The 19,035-nt window shown below is 70.0% G+C and carries 15 protein-coding genes; 4 read left to right on the forward strand and 11 right to left on the reverse strand.

Annotated features, from left to right (window positions below):
• The first annotated feature begins 642 nt into the window (after nucleotides 1-642).
• Nucleotides 643-1,515 (forward strand): hypothetical protein, encoded by an 873-nt coding sequence (locus tag G3I60_RS40925; RefSeq protein WP_164298923.1) that lies wholly within the window; start codon nucleotides 643-645, stop codon nucleotides 1,513-1,515.
• Nucleotides 1,516-1,653: 138 nt separating this feature from the next.
• Nucleotides 1,654-4,149: a DEAD/DEAH box helicase gene (locus tag G3I60_RS40930; RefSeq protein ID WP_239070916.1), complete on the forward strand. Its 2,496-nt coding sequence runs from the start codon at nucleotides 1,654-1,656 to the stop codon at nucleotides 4,147-4,149.
• Nucleotides 4,150-4,201: 52 nt separating this feature from the next.
• Here G3I60_RS40930 and G3I60_RS40935 read toward each other — a convergent pair whose 3' ends face one another.
• The 7 genes from G3I60_RS40935 to G3I60_RS40965 form a co-directional block, all read right to left on the reverse strand.
• Complete coding sequence (locus G3I60_RS40935; RefSeq protein ID WP_164608462.1) at nucleotides 4,202-4,969, reverse strand: TatD family hydrolase; 768 nt, start codon at nucleotides 4,967-4,969, stop codon at nucleotides 4,202-4,204.
• The gene (locus tag G3I60_RS40940; RefSeq protein WP_164298919.1) at nucleotides 4,966-6,264 is read right to left on the reverse strand and encodes a hypothetical protein; all 1,299 of its coding nucleotides are present in this window, start codon (nucleotides 6,262-6,264) and stop codon (nucleotides 4,966-4,968) included. The genes G3I60_RS40935 and G3I60_RS40940 overlap by 4 nt, the downstream gene beginning before the upstream one ends.
• Nucleotides 6,257-7,030, reverse strand: a complete 774-nt coding sequence (locus G3I60_RS40945) for a hypothetical protein (protein ID WP_164298917.1) — start codon at nucleotides 7,028-7,030, stop codon at nucleotides 6,257-6,259. The genes G3I60_RS40940 and G3I60_RS40945 overlap by 8 nt, the downstream gene beginning before the upstream one ends.
• Nucleotides 7,030-8,892, reverse strand: coding sequence for a P-loop NTPase fold protein (locus G3I60_RS40950; protein WP_164298914.1), 1,863 nt, complete (start codon nucleotides 8,890-8,892; stop codon nucleotides 7,030-7,032). Before G3I60_RS40950 ends, G3I60_RS40945 begins: the two co-directional genes overlap by 1 nt.
• 325 nt (nucleotides 8,893-9,217) lie before the next feature.
• A complete protein-coding gene (locus G3I60_RS40955) occupies nucleotides 9,218-9,847 on the reverse strand; it encodes a helix-turn-helix domain-containing protein (RefSeq protein WP_164298913.1) in 630 nt (209 codons plus the stop codon).
• A complete protein-coding gene (locus G3I60_RS40960) occupies nucleotides 9,847-12,297 on the reverse strand; it encodes a helix-turn-helix transcriptional regulator (RefSeq protein ID WP_164298911.1) in 2,451 nt (816 codons plus the stop codon). Before G3I60_RS40960 ends, G3I60_RS40955 begins: the two co-directional genes overlap by 1 nt.
• Nucleotides 12,298-12,309: 12 nt before the next feature.
• A complete protein-coding gene (locus G3I60_RS40965) occupies nucleotides 12,310-12,948 on the reverse strand; it encodes a hypothetical protein (protein ID WP_164298909.1) in 639 nt (212 codons plus the stop codon).
• Between the two features lie 338 nt (nucleotides 12,949-13,286).
• Here G3I60_RS40965 and G3I60_RS44835 point away from each other — a divergent pair, with 338 nt between their 5' ends.
• A complete protein-coding gene (locus G3I60_RS44835; RefSeq protein WP_203675127.1) occupies nucleotides 13,287-13,622 on the forward strand; it encodes a hypothetical protein in 336 nt (111 codons plus the stop codon).
• A 190-nt stretch (nucleotides 13,623-13,812) separates the two neighbouring features.
• Here the strand turns inward: G3I60_RS44835 and G3I60_RS40975 are convergent, their stop codons facing one another.
• From G3I60_RS40975 to G3I60_RS40990, 4 genes are all read right to left on the reverse strand, one after another.
• Nucleotides 13,813-14,199 (reverse strand): hypothetical protein, encoded by a 387-nt coding sequence (locus G3I60_RS40975; RefSeq protein WP_164298907.1) that lies wholly within the window; start codon nucleotides 14,197-14,199, stop codon nucleotides 13,813-13,815.
• A 117-nt stretch (nucleotides 14,200-14,316) separates the two neighbouring features.
• The gene (locus G3I60_RS40980; protein ID WP_164298905.1) at nucleotides 14,317-14,751 is read right to left on the reverse strand and encodes a hypothetical protein; all 435 of its coding nucleotides are present in this window, start codon (nucleotides 14,749-14,751) and stop codon (nucleotides 14,317-14,319) included.
• A 322-nt stretch (nucleotides 14,752-15,073) separates the two neighbouring features.
• Nucleotides 15,074-16,597 carry a hypothetical protein gene (locus G3I60_RS40985; RefSeq protein ID WP_164298904.1) on the reverse strand — a complete coding sequence of 508 codons (1,524 nt, stop codon included), beginning with the start codon at nucleotides 16,595-16,597 and terminating at the stop codon, nucleotides 15,074-15,076.
• A 99-nt stretch (nucleotides 16,598-16,696) separates the two neighbouring features.
• Complete coding sequence (locus G3I60_RS40990) at nucleotides 16,697-17,176, reverse strand: hypothetical protein (RefSeq protein ID WP_164298902.1); 480 nt, start codon at nucleotides 17,174-17,176, stop codon at nucleotides 16,697-16,699.
• 86 nt (nucleotides 17,177-17,262) lie between these two features.
• On the opposite strand from G3I60_RS40990, the gene G3I60_RS40995 reads away from it, so the two are divergent.
• Nucleotides 17,263-18,126, forward strand: coding sequence for a hypothetical protein (locus tag G3I60_RS40995; protein ID WP_203675129.1), 864 nt, complete (start codon nucleotides 17,263-17,265; stop codon nucleotides 18,124-18,126).
• The last annotated feature ends 909 nt before the right edge of the window (nucleotides 18,127-19,035 follow it).

The raw sequence follows: 19,035 nt of genomic DNA on the forward strand, positions 1-19,035 counted from the left end.
CCCGGCTACGCCGGGTAACCACGGGCCTTCGGCCCGGGTTGCTTGGGCCTTCCGCGCTGCGCGGCGGCTTCGCCGCCGAAACTGCCCGCCCTTCGGGCGGGAGCACCGGGCTTCGCCCGGTGCTGGCCTGACCTTCGGTCAGGCGGTGGGCCGGCTACGCCGGCTGATCGGGCTGCGCCCAATCAGTGAGGGTGGGCGCTGCGCGCCCTGATTGATGGTGGGTCAACCTCTCCGCTTCGCTGCGAGGTTGTGATGGGCCTGTCCTGGGGCTTCCGCCTGGGTAGATTAGGGTATGCGGGCAGGGGGCGCTTCGCGCCTTGAACGGTGGGAATGTGCGGTGAACTCGAAGTGGGGCCTTCGGCCCTGGCTGGTGGCGGGATGGTTCGGATCCTCGCTCGAATCGGAGCGCGAGGGTGGTGCTCGCACCTTGAGGGGGGCGGAACCGTGATGGGTGGTCAGGCGAGAGTCCTCGATTGGGTTGTGCACAGCGGCATTTTCCTGTTCTTGTGCATCAAAGATGTGTATCCGATAGACTCTGGGACTGTGAATGGGTTCTGGTGGAGTTCAGGAAGGCCCCTGCTGCTATCCAGTAGTGCACTAGGAAGGACAGGAAAGCCAGTGGCTCCAGACCGGGAATCAGTCGTGCCTGACCTTGCTGCACTGGACTGTCTTCTCCAGCGAGCCCGCGCCGTGCGGGTCAGCGATGTCGTCCACCCTGCCGAACCGGCGATCCTGACGGACCTCATGGAACCTGCTGATCTGAGCCGGTTGCGCCGGGCCATGGCGGTGAGCTCGCTACCCGGCGGCATCTGCATGTGCCGTGGAGACATCAGGTTCGACTTCCTCGACAGCCACGGGCAGCAGATCGCCACCGTCGGCTTCCACCACGGCGTCACCCTGCGCTGGACGGGTTGGGAGGGCAACACGGTCCTGGTCGACGGGCAGGCCCTCCTGTACTGGCTCAATGACCACCAGGCCCCGAGGGCTTTGGAGCAATTCGAAGAGGACAAGCGGCAGCGCTCACGCGCCCTGGCCGTACAGGCCAGCTGGACCGCCGCCATGCCGGCCGCGCTCAGCGGACTCGCCCTGCGGATACTCGCCCTATCCAGCACAGGAGAGTCCCCTTCGGCGGAACTGCTCAGCGAGGCCCATACCCTGCTCGGCCATGGCCTCCGAGAGCCGACACCCCGTGTCCTGGCCCTCCTGGCATGGCACGGATCCGGAACCGGGAGATACTCCGGCTACCCCGTCCACGAAGCGTTCCCCGGCCTGCTCCTGAGCGACGTGCCGATCACCGTCATCATCACCGCCCTGCAGGACTCGCAGGCCGACGAACGCCACGACACCGGCGCCGTGCGCCACCTCCTCGGCTGGAAGAGCCGAAACGAGCAGGCACGGGACATCGACACCATCCCCGCAAGCCTGAGAGCCCGGCTGCTGCACCAGGCCCGGACGTCAGACGACACGACCATCCGGCGACGCGCCGAACAACTACTCACGCCAACCCGGGAGTGACCCGCCCACAGCGCGGCCGGCGCCGGAGGCCAGGCCCTGGACCCGCGCGGCTCCCACCGACAGAGCCGAACTCGGGCCCAAGGGCTGGTATCGGCTTTTCAAATGTCGCTTGAATACCGGGAAAGGAAAACGGTCATCATGGCGAAGAAATTGCGTCCGCACCAGGAAGAGGCGTGCGACGCGGCAGTACGACTTCTGACACTGCCGGCATCGGGGCTGGTGCCGTTGGCGGGGCTTCGGTGCCAGATCCGGGCGGCGACGGGTTCAGGCAAATCGCTGACGGCCGTTCACGTAGCCAACCGGCTCTACTCCGAGCGCACCCTGGTCCTGGTGCCCTCACTTCCGCTACTGGAACAGACGGTACGGGTCTGGCAGGAGGAAGGCCACGGCGGCCTGATGGTCGGGCTGTGCTCGCTCAAGGCCGGCGAGCGCCCGCCGGGGATCAAGTGCACCACCGATCCAGCGGAGCTGGTGGCATGGACGAAGGACCCGGGGAAGGTCACCGTGTTCGCCACCTACGCCTCACTCGGACTCGGACACCTGGAAGAGGCGCACCAGCGGGGGCTAAAGCCGTTCTCGCTCGCGATCGGGGACGAGGCGCACCGCGTCAGCGGCCACGCCGCTCGACCGTGGGCGGCGATCCTCGACAACACCCGGATCCCTTGCGACCGGCGCCTGTTCATGACCGCCACACCCCGCCTGTGGGCGATCAAGGACAGCGACAAGAAGGCCGCGGCGGCGGCGGCCGGGACCGAGGCTGCGGAACTGATCGCGAGCATGGACGACGAGGCCGTCTTCGGCCCCGTGGCCAGCGACTATCCCCTCGGAAAAAGTATCTCCGACGGCACAGTCGCCCCCTACCGCATCGTGTGCGTGGACGTGTCCGACCCCGTCCTGCAGGGCCTGGAGCAGCGCGGCGTCGATGAGCGGTCGCTGGAGTACCGCGGGGCCCGGCTAGCCGCCCTGCAGACCGGGCTGCTCACCGCGTGCGCGGAATGGGACCTGAACCGGCCGCTGTCCTTCCACCACCTCGTGGCCGAGGCCCGCGCCATGAGCACCGGCCTGCACGACGTAGCACGGGTGCTGTGGGAGCTGGAGCCATCGCTGCACCCGTGCCCCGAGCTCATCGGCACCAGCTGGCTGGAGGCCGTCCACACACCCGCTGAGCGGCGGGCGGTGCTGGGCACCTTCGCGTCGCTGGTCCGCGACGACGGGTGGCGGCTGCTGCGCTACATCCTCAGCAGCGTAAAAACACTCTCGGAAGGCGTCGACACGTTCGACTGCGACGCGGTTTACTTCGCCGACGTGCGCGGGAGCATGGTCGACCTGGTCCAAGCCGTCGGACGCGCCCTGCGGACGAAGCCCGGCAGCGGCAAGATCGCCACCATCGTCGTCCCCGTCATCTGGGGCGTGGGCGAGACCGGCCGGGAACTGCTGACCTCCCAGGCCTACGACGGACTCTCCAAGATCCTCATGGCCCTGCGCGCGCACGACTCCGCCGCCATCGAGCGCCTCGCCATGCCCCAGTCCGAGACCCGGCCCTCCAGGGAGCCCAGCGACACCGACCCCCAGGAACGCCGCTCCGCCCGCGCCGGGGAACAGCTGCTGAGCTTCTCCACCCAGCGCGACCCCGCCCTGATCGCTGCGTTCGTCCGCACCCGCGTGATGGAACCCGAACGAGCGGAATTCCGGCGTGGCCTTAACGAGCTCATCACCTACAAGGACGCCTTCGGCGACTGCCGCGTGCCCTACGCCTACCGGGCACCCTCCGGACACCGGCTCGGGGTCTGGGTCGCCGACCAGCGACGATACAAGGCCGCTGACGTCCTGGACGACGAACGCCTCGGCCTGCTGAACGAGCTCGGGTTCATCTGGTCGGCATTCGACACCGCCTTCACCGACAACCTCACCGCCGTCGCCGCCTACGCCACCGAACACGGCCACGCCTGCCCACCAGCCGACGCCGTCTGGGGCGGAAGGCCCGTCGGCGTGATCATGAAGAACGCCCGCACCGCCCAGCGGCGCACCGAGAACCTGCAGCACCGTCAGGAGGCCGGTGAGCGGGGCCTGGACTGGACCGGTGCGCTGCCCGCCGACCGCAAGGCCGCCTTCGACGCTATCGACCCGGCTTGGTGCCCGACGGGGTGGTCGCTGGAGTGGCAGAGGTCCTTCACCCTGGCCTGCCGCCACGTCCAGGCCGGCGGCGTCCTGCTCGGCGCCCAGCCCGGCAGCATCGCCGCCCAGGGCGAGGACCTCGCCGGATGGGCGAGGATGCAGCAGTTCGGCTGGGACAAGCTCGGGCCGGCGCAGCAGTGGATGTGCGAACACGTCCTCGGACTCGAGCCACTCGCACCGGAGGAACGGCCCAAGGAGAAGGTCCCGCACGCGCAGAAGGAGGCCCGAAACCTGGCCGCAGCCGCCCAATACCAGGCCCGCGAAGGCCACCTCAACGTCCCACGCAACCACCAGGAGCAGCTGTTGCTGGACGACGCCGGAGCGAGCGATCCCGGTACCGAGGTGACCGGGGTCACCGTGGCCCTGGGGCTGTTCATCGCCAACAGCCGCGCCCGGAAGGCCACTATCCCGGCGGAGCGAGCGGCCCGACTGACCGAACTCGGCATGCGCTGGCAATGATCCCTCGGGGGGCGCTGGGGGAAGCCGGTCGTGGCTGGGCCTCGCTGCTGCTCTATGGGGTGGCGGCCAGTACGGTACGCAGACCGCGCGGTAGGAGGCGCCCCGTGCGGGTGGTGCTAACCAGGCGGGCCAGGTTCTGCCACATCCGGGCACGGATCTCCTGGGGCCCCAGTTGGTGGGTTCGGGCCAGGGCCTGCTCGACTGGTTCGACACCGCCGGGGCGGCGTGCGGTGCCGGACGCGCGGTCCCCGAAGGGGTGGTCAGTCTCGGTCAGGATCCGGTCCAGCGGCAGGGCGGCGATGCGTTCCGGATCGTGCAGCATGGCTGCGTTGACGGAGAAGTAGCAGCCGAGGTCGAGGGCGCGCCGGGTCTGGCTGGGGGTGCCGAGCCACCAGTGCAGGACGGCGCCGGAGACGGGGCGCTGTTCCAGGTGGTCCAAGACGGGGTCGGTGGCCGCGTAGCTGTGGATGCTGGCGATTCGCGGCTTGTCCTGCAGGACCGTCAGGATGCTCTCTAGGGTGGCATGTTGGGTGTCGAGGGCGACGCGGGACTTGCCGTCGAGTCCGATCTCGCTGACGTAGGCGGTGCCGGTGATCAGGTCGGTGAACTGCGTGGCGGTGAACGCCTTGTGGGCGCGTGCGAGGCCGGGGTGGCAGCCGACGCCCCAGATGGTCGCGGCGTCGGCGCGCTGCAGGGCTTGCTTGGCCTCGTCCAGGGTGCGGGTGGCGGCGAACAGCACGGCGTTCAGCACCTGGAGTTCGGCCGGGGCGATGTCGGGTGCGACGTGGGTGTGCAGGTCGATGGGGGGCAGTGATCTCATGGGCGCAGGGTTTCGAGTTCTGCGATGCCGCGGCGGCACAGGTCGAGTGCCTCGCGCAGCAGGTAGGTGTCGGGCAGGCTCATCGCGGCGAGGTCGCGTCCGGTGACGCCGCGCTGTACGAAGTTGCGCATGGGCTGGCGCACCGATTTGCGCGCGAGCCAGGCTGCGGCGGCGCTGTCGGCCGCCGGGTCGATGTAAGCGGTGCGGTCCGCGATCCCGGAGGCGGTGAAGGAGGCGCGGCGCAGGGTGCAGCCGAAGCAGACCCCGCAGGAGCGGTTGGCGCCGAAGCCGTGGGTCCACTGTCCGACCAGGGAGCAGGAGTGGGTGGCGCTGAGGTAGGCCGAGGCCCGTTCTTCGCCCAGGAGCTGGATGGCCCAGGTGAACATCTCGCCCTTGGTGCTCGTGGCGAAGGGGTTCTCGATGGCGGCGTGTGCGCCGATGCTGGCCAGCGTCTGGGACAGGTCCTGAAGGAAGCGCGGGTGGGTGGTGCGGGTGGACAGGCTGCCGAGGCGTTCGGGGCCGAGCGGGGGGTTGAGGGATGCAAAGCCGTTCTCCGGGATCCACAGCGGCACCCGGTGGGGTGCCGCTGCGGCCAGGCCCAGGGCGAGGAAGAGCAGGGAGCGTGTGCGGGTGGAGGACTCCGAGGGGTAGGGGGTGCCGTCGATGCGCTTGCTGCCGCGGCCGAGGTGGATGGTGAGGTGGTCTTGGCCCGGGCCGGGGGTCAGGGCCTGAGCTTGTTCGGCGACGTGCTTCTGGATCGGGGGCAGCATGGTGTTGCTGAAGTGGGAGAGCAGGATGTGGCTCTCTCCCTCGGCCAGTTCGGTGCGTGAGCGCAGTGCTCCGACTGCGGAGTCCGCGCCGCCGCTGAGGAGGACCACACGGCGCGGTGCGGGGCGCTGGGGTGGATCGTCGGGCCTGGGGGCGTCCTGCTGTGGGGGGTCGTGGTGGAAGGTCAGCGTCCAGTGGTCGCCGCTGAGGAAGGCCAGTACCCGGGCGAGTTCCGGGGCCGCTTGGTTCCACCGGTCCGGGGCGGAGACCGGGACCGCCAGGTTAATGCGGCGCTGGTTCCAGTCGGAGCCCCGGCCTGCGCGCAGCACGGAGCGGTCGGCAGCCAGGACGGTGGCGGCGACGCGGACGAAGTCGCGGTTGAGCGCGGGCACGGCGGTCAGGGGGTGGAGCGTCGGGGGTATGCCGCGGAAGGAGGATCGTGCGTCCGCCAGCCAGTAGAAAGAGGACCGGGCTTTGTGCTCCGCGGTGGGCTGGTCGGCGGCGAGCCGCAGGGTGAAGTCAGGCATCGGGTCCTCCCAGGATCTCCCGCAGGATGTTCAGGCCCTCTTCCACCGCGTGTGCGATCTCCTGCTCGCTGGTTCCGCCCACCGATAGCTGGGCCTTCGCAGCCAGCGCCTCGGCGGCGTCGCGAATGTCGTGCTCCGCGCGTACCGCGTCGGGGTGGTGGTTGATGAGGTCGCCGGACTCCACCAGCACCGTCTGCGTGATAATCGCGGCGATGGTCTGGCGGACGATCGCCTCCGGGTTGTTCTGCTCGTTCTCGATGATCCACTCCGCGACGCCGGCGGCGACCCAGCGCTGCTCGGAGTCGTCGATGGTGCTGTCCGGGGTGCCGCAGGCGCTCGCGACGATGCGGCGTACGACCTCGAAGTCGTCGTCCAAGGCTTGCAGTTCAGCGAAGTCCAGGCCGAGCGCGTCCAGCGCCGCGGCATCACCGGTGGTGTAGGCGTGGGCGGCGGCCGCGGCCCGGCCCGCGCTGCCGGCCGCAGCGGCTGCGGTGCGCTGCGGACCTCCCCCGCCGCGGGCCCCGCCCGCGCCGCCCGGGCCATCGCCGCCCCCGCCACCGCCCGTGCCGGGGCGCAGCAGTTGCAGGGCGGCGCGGAACACCGCCGGATTGATCGGCGGCAGGGGTCGGCGGTCCGTCGGATCGGGCGGGCCCGATGGCGGGCCAGGAGGTGCTCCGGGGGGTGCGCCAAGGAAGTCCTCGATCCCGTCCCGCAGGTCCTTCCCGATCTTCCCACCGCTGCCCGTGTAGGCCCCGCTGGTCCCCATCAGACGCCACCCCCTTGGCCGGGCTGCCTCAGCGCGCCTTCAAGCGAACGCCTCACCGGCCCGGTGGTGACAGCGCCGGACTGCTGCCAATACGTCAGAGCGGCGCGGATCGGGGCAGGATCGGTTGACTGGAATTGCACCGGCGTGGCGAACGTGAGGTCACTGGGAGGTAGCATGCGCAGTGCCTCCCCCGCCACCTGGGCTGCGCCTGGGCGCAGTCGGGCGATACGCAAGATGGCGTTGACCGCTGTCTTCTGCCGCTCGGGCCGGTCGCGCATGGAGCGTCCCAGGTGGCGCAGCAGGTCGGCCGCTTCGCCCTCGCCGATGACCGTCAGCTCTGGATCGGGGACCTGATGCCGGCCGCTCTCGGAGAGCAGGTTGGCGGCGATGTCCCGCAGGCGCTCCGGAAGGCTGTCGTCAATCAGGGAGATACCGGCGTAAGAGGCGGCCAGGGTCAGGTAGGGGGCCAGGTCCAGGCCCTGCAGCGGGGGCGCGAGTGTCGCCCAGCGCAGCAGCGCCTGCGAGAACTGTCCGGCAGGCACCGGTTGTCCCGAGGCAGCCGCAGCCCCGGCCGCTGCCTGTGCCGTGGGGGCGGGGGCGGGGGCGGGATACTGTCGCCCGGCAGCCTGCTCCAGCGCCTCGAGTTGCAGTCGCATCTCGCCCTTGGCGAACCATCCCAGCAGCTGCCGAAACTCGATCTTCATCAGTGCCTCGAGCGCCATCAGCTTGGCCACGACGCCCGGGTCCAGGTTGATCCCGCGGCGGCGGGCCACCGCCTGCCGCACATGAAGATCGTTGAGGAAGCGCTTGATATAGCGGGGGTTGCCCTGGAGCTTCTCGTACAGCAACGGGGTCAGCCGGGTTGCGAAGGCAAGTTCGTCAGCGAACTGAAGGTCATTGATTTCACCGATGGTGTCGATGGTGCCGCCTTCGCGCCGCACCTGGGAGCAGCGCGCCACCAACTCCTCGAACGCCGTAGTGGCGGCGGTGGCATGCAACTGGAGCAGGAGCAGGTACGCCTGGGTGTCGAAGTGGCTGAGCGCGGGCAGGGGCACCGTGGTCTGAACGATCTTGTGCAGGTAGAGCGTGGCGGGGTCCTGGCGGTCCTCCGTGCCCGGCTCTGCGGCGCCGGTCGAGGCGAAGCGGGTCCGGATCGCGTCGGCGACCCTCTCCTCGTCGGCGGCGATGACGAAGGACATCTTCGGGACCGCGAGGAACAGCCTCATGGCCTCCAGCGTCTCCACGACCGTCGGCGGCAGGCACCGGTCCAAGTCGTCGACCAGGACGACCATGGTCGTGACGTGAGAAAGCTCCTCGGAGGACATCAGCTGGGCGAACTCCTCGCGGAACGCCTCCAGTCCGCGTTCCGAGGCCGCACCGCCTTCGCCCGGCTTGACCAGTTCGAAGAGGCTGTCGAAGCTCGGAATCTGCAGCGTGAGCGACGAGGTGGCCGCCAGTTTGAGCGCCTTCGCCCAGTCGATGCGCCTGTTCAGACGGGCGAGGAGGTCCTTCGCCTTGCCCGCAAGGGTCTTGTGGTCGGCGAGCTCCGCCCCGAGCACGCCGAGGACCTCGGAGATCAGGCTTTCCTTCGCGCCTGTCGCCGGGTCGTAGCGCCAAGGGTCGGTGCGCAGCACCAGCACCTTCTGCGGTGCCGCGACGCGGCGGGGCAACTCATCGGCGACCAGGTTCAGCACCGTTGTCTTCCCCGACCCCCAGCGCCCGGACAACCCCAGCGCGACTGGATCCAGGCGGGTGTCCAGCAGTGCGTCCACGACGGTGTGCGCCACCGCGTCGAAGGACAGCAGGTCGATGGCTGCCGGATCGTCAGACAGCAGCCCGGAGGCCGCGCGGCCGCCCGTCACCACGTGCTCCGCTCAGTCGCAACCTGCGCTTTGACGCTCCATCCCATGCCCACACCTCGACCATCGCAGCAGACTCCTCATGCGCTCCCGCCCCGCACCGCACATGAACCACAGACAACCCTAGCGACCCCCACTGACAAACCGGAGCGGACCGCGTCGGCGACAGCGCACGGCAGCGCCATTGGTGCGGCCATCCGCGCGTCGGGCTCCGGACGGGTAGCCCCTGGCCTGGCTGGACTGGCCCCTGAGCGATCTCGTTGCTCAACGCCGCGCCACGGGTCCGGGTGGTTGGCGTTGCGATGGCGAGGACTACTGGAAGGGGTGCTCAGCGGACGCCGAAGTCGTTCTCGTCCCATTCGAAGTCTTCCGGTCTGAAGCCGCCGGAGGCGCCGCCGTTGAAGTAGTCGGCGAGTGCCTGGCCGATGACGGTGCGCACCTGGTCCTCGTCGTCGGCCAGGGCCAGGGCGGCGGCCTGCTCGCCGGTCAGGGTGACGTGGACGTCGCGGGAGCGGACGGCGTCCGAGCCGCGGATGTTGAAGGTGGTGGCGCGGCCAACGCGGGCGGTGTGGCCGGAGAAGGTGCCGAGCTGCGCCAACTGCTTGGCCTTGCGTTGGCGGCCGCGCGCGGTGGTCTGCGCTCGGACCGCGTCTGTGGCCAGCCGATCGGCTGAGGTGGTCGGGCGCGGGAGCGGGGGGCGCCCCTGGCGGGCCCGGGCGGTGTTCTCCGCCTCCCAGCGCCGCTCGGCGGCGTGGGAAAGCTCGGGGGGCTTGCGGGTGCCGTCGATCCAGCGCTCGACGGTCCGCTGGCTCACACCGTAGGCCTGGGCCATGGCCTTCGTGGAGCCCCCGAACATCTTGTCTCTGACGTGCACGGCCTGCGTCGGCGAGTGCGCCGGGGCCTTCCGCGAGGGGAACAGCGCCTCGCGGACCCGCCCGAACATTCCCCTGGCCGTCATCAGAGCCCACCGCCTTCCCGGGCGTCGTCCTTGGCGTGATCGACGGGGCTGCCGTCGGTGCCGTACTGGTGGACCAGCCGGGACGGGTGCTCGCGGAGTTCCATCGCCGCCACCGCCTCGGCCAGCGGGAACGAGGACTCGTGCTTGTGGCTGCCGGGGGCGATGCCAAGGCGCAGCGCGCCGGGGATCGGGGAGCCGTCGTCCTTGACCGGCAGCAGTTCCAGCGGGGAGGGGGCGTCGGTGGCGTAGAGGTAGGAGTCGACGTTGACCGCGAACGGGGCCCGGCCGGTGAGCTGCCAGGTTTTGCGCAGGCGGCGGTGGGCGGCGATGCGGGCGGCGGCGATGATGTGGAACCGGATCTCGGGGCGGTAGGCCCAGGAGGCGGCGACCTTCTCCAGCCAGGCGGCGTCGTCCAGGTGGCGGGCGGAGTCGGCCCACTTGCCGATCCCGCCCTTGTAGATGTTCTTGTAGAGCCCCGCCAGGACCAGCGCGTCCGCGCGGACCGGGTCCTGGCCGACGTCCTTGTGGACGGCGTAGGCGGCGAGGAACTCGGTCGGGCTCTGACCGTCGCTCAGCCCCAGGTCGGCGTAGGCGCGCTTGTACCCGCCACGCAGCCGACCGGTCCACTCCTTCAGCAGCGGCACCGTGTGCGTCGACAGCTGGGCGTCGGTGATGGTGGCCGGGTCGAAGCCGTAAGTGGTGGCCATGTAGGCGACCGTCGGGGTGGCGTACCAGCCCGGCCCGGTCGGCGGCAGCCCGTGGAACGTTGCCGGGTGCGGCAGCAGGTCGTCCACCGCCGTGGTGGTGAAGTCGCACCACCACAGGCCGGCAGTCTTCCCGCCGTCCCATACCGGGTCCGCCGTGTACTCCAGGGGGCCGGAGGGCAGGCGCAGGGACTCGGTGACGGACAGGTAGGAGGCGCAGACGTCGACCGCGACCGCGAACGGGCGCCCGGCCTCCTCCGGGGTGGGGGTGCGGGCCCACCACTTGTAGTCCTCCTCCTCGCACACCGCCTCGCCACGGTCCAGCAATTCGCGGGTCAGCGGATGACGGGCCCCGGCGGCGGAGGCAACCGACAGGTCGCCCGCCGGCAGAGCGCCGTCGCGCAGGTGGGAGGACCACTCCCCCGTGGCCTGGTCCTTGACCCACTCCACGCGCGGGCGCACCGCGTCCAGCAGCAGCATCGCGGTGGAGGCGGTTGTCGCCCCGGGAGCCACGCCCAGGTCGGCGGTAAAGGCCCGGAAGCGGCGGGCCAGGGTCAGCCCGTCCACGGTGCCGTCGGGGGCGGTGGCGAGGGGGGCGGCCAGGGCACTGGTGGCCTGCTGACGGGCGTCACCCTGCCCCAGCCACGGCGCGACCGTGATCCGCACCGACGTCCTGGGGCCACCGGCCGACCCCTTGCGGCGGAAGGCGTGGAAGGCGGGACCGATCTGGTCGCTGACCTCCATGCCCACGGTCCCGGCAGCCTTCGCCAGCTTGGCCTGCAGCGCCGTCAGGGCCTTGTCGGTGGTCGGCAGAGCGGCGGGCAGCCCGAGCTGTTTGAGCGCGGCCTCGGTCAGGCAGACCATGCCGTCACCGCCGCGCCCGGACGCGTGGGCCCGCTCGACCCGCAGCGGCAGCCCAGTGCCCAGCCAGGCGAACCAGTCGGCGAGCTTGGCACCGGCCGGAGCCGGGACCTGCGGGACGTCCAGCAGCCAGCCGCCGTCCGGTGCGACGTCCAGCGCGACCACAGGCCACCACCGGGCCGCTGCAGCCGTCGCGTCGGTGGGGCCGGCGGGACGCGCCGCAGCGGGACGGCTCGGGGTACGGGCAGCAGCTGGGTGCCGCCGGGCACCCGCCGCCGGGGTCCACGGCGCGGTGGCCACCGGCCGGACCGGCTCCACGACGACGGGAGCCGCTGGAGCAGCTACAGGCGCGGGAGCGGGCGGGGCGACCGGCGCGGGAGCGGGCTGCACCGGCGCAACGGTCACGGGCGCCGGGGCGGCGGGGGGCTGCCGGGTGCGGCAGAAGCCGCCCAGGTGCTGCGGGACGCCGCCCACGCGGATCGGTGTCGGCATGCCGCACCACCGGCACGGCATCGGGTCCAGCATCAGCACCTCACCGTCAGCACCACGGTCCGCAACCTCCGCTCCGGCCGCTGCCGCCGCCGGAGCGGACCACAAAGGCTGCGGGGTGGGGGCTGGCTGTCCCGCGGCGGGGGCGGGGAAGCGCTCAGCCAGACCCTCCAGCAACCTTGCGTAGGCCGGGGCGATCTCCGGGCCCGGGACGGCGGCGCCGTCCTCCCAGCCCTGGACCAGGGCTGGGTCCACCCGCAGGGCGGCGGCGATGTGCGCCGTCGTGAGCCCGGCGGCCCGGCGTAGCCGCTGCCGCTCCGCCGGGGGCGGCAGCACGGTGCCGACGTTGACGGCCGCGAGCAGCGCGTCGACGGAGCTGAACAGTTCGTCGGACATCGGGCGGTCTCCTCAGCGTCCGGTGGGTCGGGTCGGGTCGATCCGCGGGTCGCCGAACAAGGCGTCGAAGACCTGCTCGGTGACGCAGGCGATCAGGCCCTGCTCGGTGCTGCGCAGGGTATAGCCGGCGGTGCGCCCGAGGTCGGCAACCGCGATCGGGACCTGGGGGCGGTAGTAGAAGGTGAGCTCCCGGCCGGCGAACTGCGTCGGCCCCATCGCCCGCTCCGCCGGGGCGAAGGGCAAGGTGAACGAGGGCAGGCCGGCGACGTCGGCCTCCCCCGCCAGATGCAGCTTGCCGTCGTCGACGGTGCGGAAGGCGATGGCCAGGTCCACGCCGCCGCTGCGCCGGTCGCGCGGCAGTCCGTGGCCCTCCAGCACCCTGCCCAACTGCGAGGGGGCCATCGCGGCCGCGATGCCCAGGGCACGGCGGTTGGAGTAGCCGCCGGTGGCATCCGCACGGGACATCGCCAGCTCCTTGACCACGCCCAGGTGCTGGCTGACGTGGCTGATGCGGGCAACCAGGGCGGTGAGGTCCTCGAAGGCGGAGGCCTGCGGCGGCTCCACCAAACGCTCGCCGCGCAGGGCCGCGAGCAGGGCACGGGCGAAGTCGTCGGGCACTTCGACCCGCTCGCCTCCGATGTTGATCCTCACGAAACAACTCCCAAACCGTAGACCTTACCCAAATACTACACACGTCCACTTTGATAGCAGGGAAGGAACGCGGGACAGCGCCGTGCACAACAACCGCAGCAACCTCGCCCGGGTCACCGCAACGGCCCGGCTGCGCGTCACCCAGGAACTCACCCGTCGTGGATGGACCGTCAACGCATGGGGTCAGGGCGTGTTGACCGACGCTGTGCGGTTCGCCTTCCGGGGCACCACCAGCTCGTTGTGCTGGACACCCGACCTGATCCCGGCCCAGGACACGCGCGTTGCCCTGATCGACTGCAAGAGCCCGATGACCACGCCGTGCCCCCGGCCGCCAGGCCGTGGAGCACGCCGCGGTCGGCGCTCATCTCCAACTGGTGGCCTGGACGCTGCTGCCGGCCTACTACGTCTTCGACAACGTCGACGTCCTCACCACCTACGACGTGCTGCCGGCCGGCAGCACCGCGGCCTGTGGTATCGCCGGCTCCAGGTCATCAACCGGTGGCCGACGCAGGCTGATCAGCGTGGCCGGTAACCCGCCGGTCGACGGGTACGGCTGCCAGGTCATCGCTACGGTCAACGATCCGCTGCCCGCGCCAGTGGCGGGGGTCCGGCAGATCTCGCTCAGCAACGGCACCCGATTCTTCGAGCACACGCCCGTGTGCGATGCCTGCTAGGGCGGCACGTGTGTGGCGATGCCGGTAACCGGTGGGACGGATCCCGCAGCCCGGGCTGCGGGGCGTGCTGGTTGGCACTGCCCGCGGTGCTGCGACCCTGACGTCCGGCGAGGGCGTTGGCGAGACGCCGACGGCGCCACCAGGTAGCGGCTCGACGCCACGGGCGGACCTTGGGCGGTACCCGCGTGCTTCAGGTGGCGGGACCGCTGCCGTGTGCCTGCACGGCGGCGCGGGCCGCAGCCAGGTACGCCATGAAAGTCTCGCGCTGCCGCCAGGTGAACATCACGGTGCGCGAGTTGTTGGCCACCGCCTTCTCCCTTTCGGCGGTGGCCATCCGCAGATGCTCGCGGTCCTGTTCCGTGGCGAGCTGGACGTATCCGTTCAACAGGCGGGTCGGGTCCCGGGACAGGACCTTGACGACGGACTGAAGCGGAATCACGGCGTCCTTCGCTCCGGTGGCCTTCCCCATGAGCTTCCGCTTGATCTCGGCGCGATCACTATGGAGGGTCACCGAAGCGACATAACCTTTGAACGACAGCGGTTCTGCTACGCCGCGCTTGGTGAGATCGGGTGTCATGCAACCAGTGTGGTCTCCCCCGTGGAAGCAGGTGGCGGAACCCGATGTTGGTCTCGGCTCGCTACCTGGAGCACCAGCGCGCACCGCTGTACCGATTGACTGCGTCGGCCTCGGCGGTCAGCGCAAGGGAGGTACCGGCTCCCCCGCCGCCAGAGCGCGGGTCCGGCGCCCGTCGACAGTGACCAGCCAATGCTGGGTGTCGGCGAACATACGGTTGAGTTGCAGCCGGGCTTCCTCTACGGCCACCGGCCATCCCTGCGGGGCGCGCCGGACGTGCTCGGCGCGCGGTACGCGAAACCACCAGCTGTAGCAGGGGTCTTTGTCGCTGCCATAGCCCCCGTCGTCCTTGCAGCCCTCGTAAACACACCCCAGCCGGCCGGCGAAATCCACCATCACCTCCCGGCTCTCCTGTGCCAGCAAGAACGCCACGCCGGCCGAGGCGTACGGCTCGCTGATCCTGCATTCCGGATCGAGCACCTCGATCTGCCAGACCACCCACGCGTATCCCGCCCACGGATCCTCCCTGACCGGCCTGCTGTACGGCACCGTCACGACACCTCTCCCCACCCGTGCTCACTGGTGTTCACGCTCTTGTCCTGTCACCCGGTACAACGACATCAACCCCCCGCGGTATGCGGACACGGGACCCGCACGCGAGATCGGCGCACGGGGCACACGTCGGCCGAGCACCGACCAACACCCCCGGCGCGCTCCCCCTGCCCCGGCGGACCAGTACGGTACTTCGCCCCTGAGATCCCGCGGCCTGGACACGGATGCAGCCGGTCCCCCGACACAGATGCCTGCCTCAAGGCGGCCCGCGGGCCTGGCACACCGGCGGGTCGGTCGTGGGCCAGAGCGGGTGCGCACCGGTCCGTCACGCGCCTTCCATGGCCCGCTCGTCGAAGACGGCCAGGTGGACGCGGTCCATGGCGCGGATCGCCGCTACCACGTCGGCGCGGTCGGCGGTGGTGAGCTGGTCGAAGCTGAAGGACCACCAACTCGTCAGACGCCGGCACGCTTCCTGCAGGTCCGGCAGTGTCCAAGTGCCCCAGCCGTGCACGTCCTCAACGTAGTGCGCCTGCTGTCCCAGGTAGGCAAGTGCCTGGAGCATCCCGTCCTTGGCCGTCAGGTCGAACCGCTGCGACCAGGCGGCCACCCGTTCATCGGGCGGGTTGATATGGGCAGCATCGCCCCACACGGCATGGATTTCGGCACGCGTGTACAGGCGGGACTCCACGGGGCAGCGGGTCGCGTCGTGGATCAGCGCCTGACCGCAGTGCACCGTGCGGCCGGACGGGGTGGTGGCTGTGTCCTGCCAGGACACCATCGCCGGCCGCTGCTTGATCGCCTCGTTGCGCCGGGTGAGGGTCTGCGACCTCTGCGGCGGTGTACGGCACGTATCAGCGTCCGGACCGAGTTCGCCTGCGGTCGGTGTGACGGGCGGCCGTGGCCGGCCTCCCAACAAGCCCGCAAGGTCCTGGCGCAGTCCGGTCAGGGGGCGACGCGCCCCGAGCAGGGCGAGGAAGTCGGCGGTCCGCCACCGCACCAGAGCAGCGGACCGAGCGGAGTACCAGCCCAGGTGGGTGATGCGGTACGTGTCGTGGTAGTCCAGTAGGAGGTAACCGGCCAGCTGGTAGATGTCGGTGACGGGGAGTCTGCCGGGAGTGATGGTGGTTTTCACGTCGATCAGCGTGCCGGCGGCGATCCAGTCGGCGTCGGCTCCCCCGACGTCCGCACTGCCGTCGAAGGTGGGGGCGAGCGTGATCCGATCGGGAGCAATACTGCGCACGTAGGCCAGGCCGTCGCCGGCCGCAGCGGTGACGGCCACGATGTCGGCCACCGCGTAGGCGGGCACCGATGCCAGGAGCCCGTCCAGGTCCAGGCCTGGGTGTGCGTCCCGGAACAGGAGGGTGCGGGACGGGTCCGGGCACCGGTAGACCTCCTCGAACAGCGCGGCCGCGTAACACGCGCGGGCCAGTTGCTCCTCGACGGCCGCCGGTCCGGTCCAGGGCCGTGACCGGTCGCCCAGCCGATGGAGGACCGCCAAATGCCGCAAATGCTCCAGCAGTTGGTAGCCGGCCGTGTTCAGGGCAGCAGCGGTCGGTGCCGCCAGTGCAGCGTCGGCCGTGGCCCGGTCGATCCCGGCCGCGACCGCCCCGTCGTCAGGGGTCCGACCGGTCAGCGCGCAGCGCAGCCGGTGATCGACCGCGGTTCCCAGTGTCGTCCAGGCGGGACGCCGGCCGGCCGGCGGGTCAGGACGGATAGGACGGATAGGACGGGTGGCCGTGGGCAGTTCGGCTCGGAACGCCGCCCGTAACCGGGCCGCCCGGGGTAACTCCGCGTCCATGAAGCGGCGCAACGAAGATGTCGGATCATCCAGTAGTGACGTCAGGCTCATGCGCACGCACCCTAGACCCGGACACTGACACCACCACGCGACAACGGGGATGGCACGGACGGGGGTTGGGCGGCCCTGCGTACCGGGTTCGTCCAAGGGTCAGGCGGCCCGTTGGTACGGGGTACTTCCGAAGATGTCGTCGAAGGGTCGGGCCAGGCGACTGCTGACGAGGTGATAGGAGCCGCCGGTGGGCCGCAGGGTGTGGAAGGCGTCGTAGAGCACTTCCGCCGGTGTCAGGACGCGGAGGTCGCCCAGGACGTAGTACAGCGGCACCGGAGCATTGGCGGCCATGAACTGTAGGCCCGCCAGGGCACACCGGCGGGAGATGGCGTAGCGGTGGGAGATGGTGCTGGGCATCCGGGTTTTGGCGTCGATGGCCACGAGCTCGGTGCCGCGTGCTGCGAGGAGGTCGGGGAAGTGTCGTAGTGCTGATTCCGTACGGCACAAGGCGCGCTGGATCGGCGTGGGGTAGGTGCCTTGCCCGCAGGGATGCACGGTCCATCCGTGGTCTTCGAGTGCGTGTTTGACGGTGTGTTCGTGCTGGTCCCCGATGATCTTTCGTTCCGCCCAGTCGGCCACTGCGTTTCCCCCTGGTCTGCGAACAGCCTGGCGTAGTACGGAGCTTCACCATTTTGTATTACCAAAATAGCGGCTATGATGCCGCCATGACGGAGTACGTTGACCCACGGTTTCGTCCCACGCTCTGGCCGGGCACGCTCATTCCCGCGCCCCCTCTCGCGCAGGGCATCACCAACGTCCGTGTCCGGGGCGACTGGATCCTCTGGACGCCCGTCCTGTGGGACGACCGCCAGCTCGTGGAGCTTCCGGAGGATTTCTACCTGCGCGAGCTGATGCAGCTGGATCCTCACGACCTCGAGGGCGCGGCCGAGATGATGCGCACCTACGGAACACTCAGCAGCATGGATCACGACGATCTGTACGTGGACTCCGAGGACGTCTACGAGGAACTCCAGACCATCCCCGAAGCCGGCGGCGACGACCAGCCCCATCCCTTCGGCATCCACCGCGACCTGGTCCGCATCCACCTCCAGACCGCCCAGGAAGCGATCACGACATGGCTCGCCTGCCGGCGCGCGGGCGGTCTCGAAGAACTCGTCAAGCCGCACATCACCCCGGAGAACCTGGCCGGAGTCCAGGCACAGAACCCGGACCACGACCCGCCGTGGCCACCCTCACTGGAGTACCTGGAAGCACTCCTCATCGACAGCCAGATCTCGTCACTGCAGCACGTGCTGAACGCGGCACTGAGCCGGTTCAGCATCGGCATAGGCAACCTGTCCGACCGCTCCCCCACCATCGTCTCGGTGGCCTTCCTGCAGCTGTACAACCACCTCGTCGAAGGCGCCACCGTCCGGCACTGCGCCAACGAACCCTGCGGCCGCGCCTTCGTCCGCCAACGCGGCCGCGCCGAATACGGCCAGCACCGCACCACCGGCATCAAATACTGCACCCGCGAATGCGCCCGCGCCCAAGCCCAACGCGCACTCCGACGACGCCGCAAACCATAGACAGCCCGCCATGACGGGAGCCCGAGGCGAAAGACCCTTCGGGCCATTGCGATGACAGAACCTGGGAGGCATTCAGTCGCTGCTCTGCGGCACGCACACGGAACCGGCCGGACGCGCTCCCCGCCACCGCGCCGCACAGCCCGCACGGCCACGAACGACAACCCACACGCTGGACATAAGCGTTCCCACCGCAGGTGCGGCAGTCTCACTCGTCCTGAAGGACTACAGGCTCACACCCCTGCACCTTCCGTTAAGTCACCACCCAACACGTCGCACCAAATCTGCAGTCCTATAGGCGGGAGACAAGCCCGCAACCTCAACCACCTTGCGAACGCACAGCACGGATGCCCGTGCTATCGGACCGCAGGAGCATCCCGGCTCGCTGCCCCGGGCGGCCTGACGAGGTGGGTGGGATGGGCTTCCACCCACGGACCTCTAGGTGGAAGACCCGGGAGCCAAGGTGGGTGCGCCCGTTCCACCAACCAGCCCTCCACCGACCTCACCGTGGCAGTAGACACCCATTGGCCGCTGTCCCGTCTCTGTTGATCTGGTTCGACGCCAGGGCTGCGAACCTGCGACGACCAGATCTACAGAGACGCGTTGTTGCTGGAAATCTCAGAAGATCTGGTCCGGTACGACCGGATCAGATCGGCGGCGAAGCCGGGAGACGAGGCGTTCCGGGCCTGGGTGCAGCACACCGAACAAAATTGGGCCCTTGAGGACCGGTGGGAACGGCGTTGTATGCGGGCTCGGCGGCCCCTGGCTGCGCTGTGGCGGCGGTTCGCGATCCCCTGGCCGACCGCCTCCGAGCGGGCGCTCACCTGCCCGTTCACGCCTTCGGCGAACTGGCTCTGACCTGGTGTTTTCTTTGGATTCTCCTAGACTGTGAGGTTCTGATGGGCACTACGG

This window comes from Streptomyces sp. SID13666, from assembly GCF_010548325.1.
Lineage (GTDB): Bacteria > Actinomycetota > Actinomycetes > Streptomycetales > Streptomycetaceae > Actinacidiphila > Actinacidiphila fildesensis.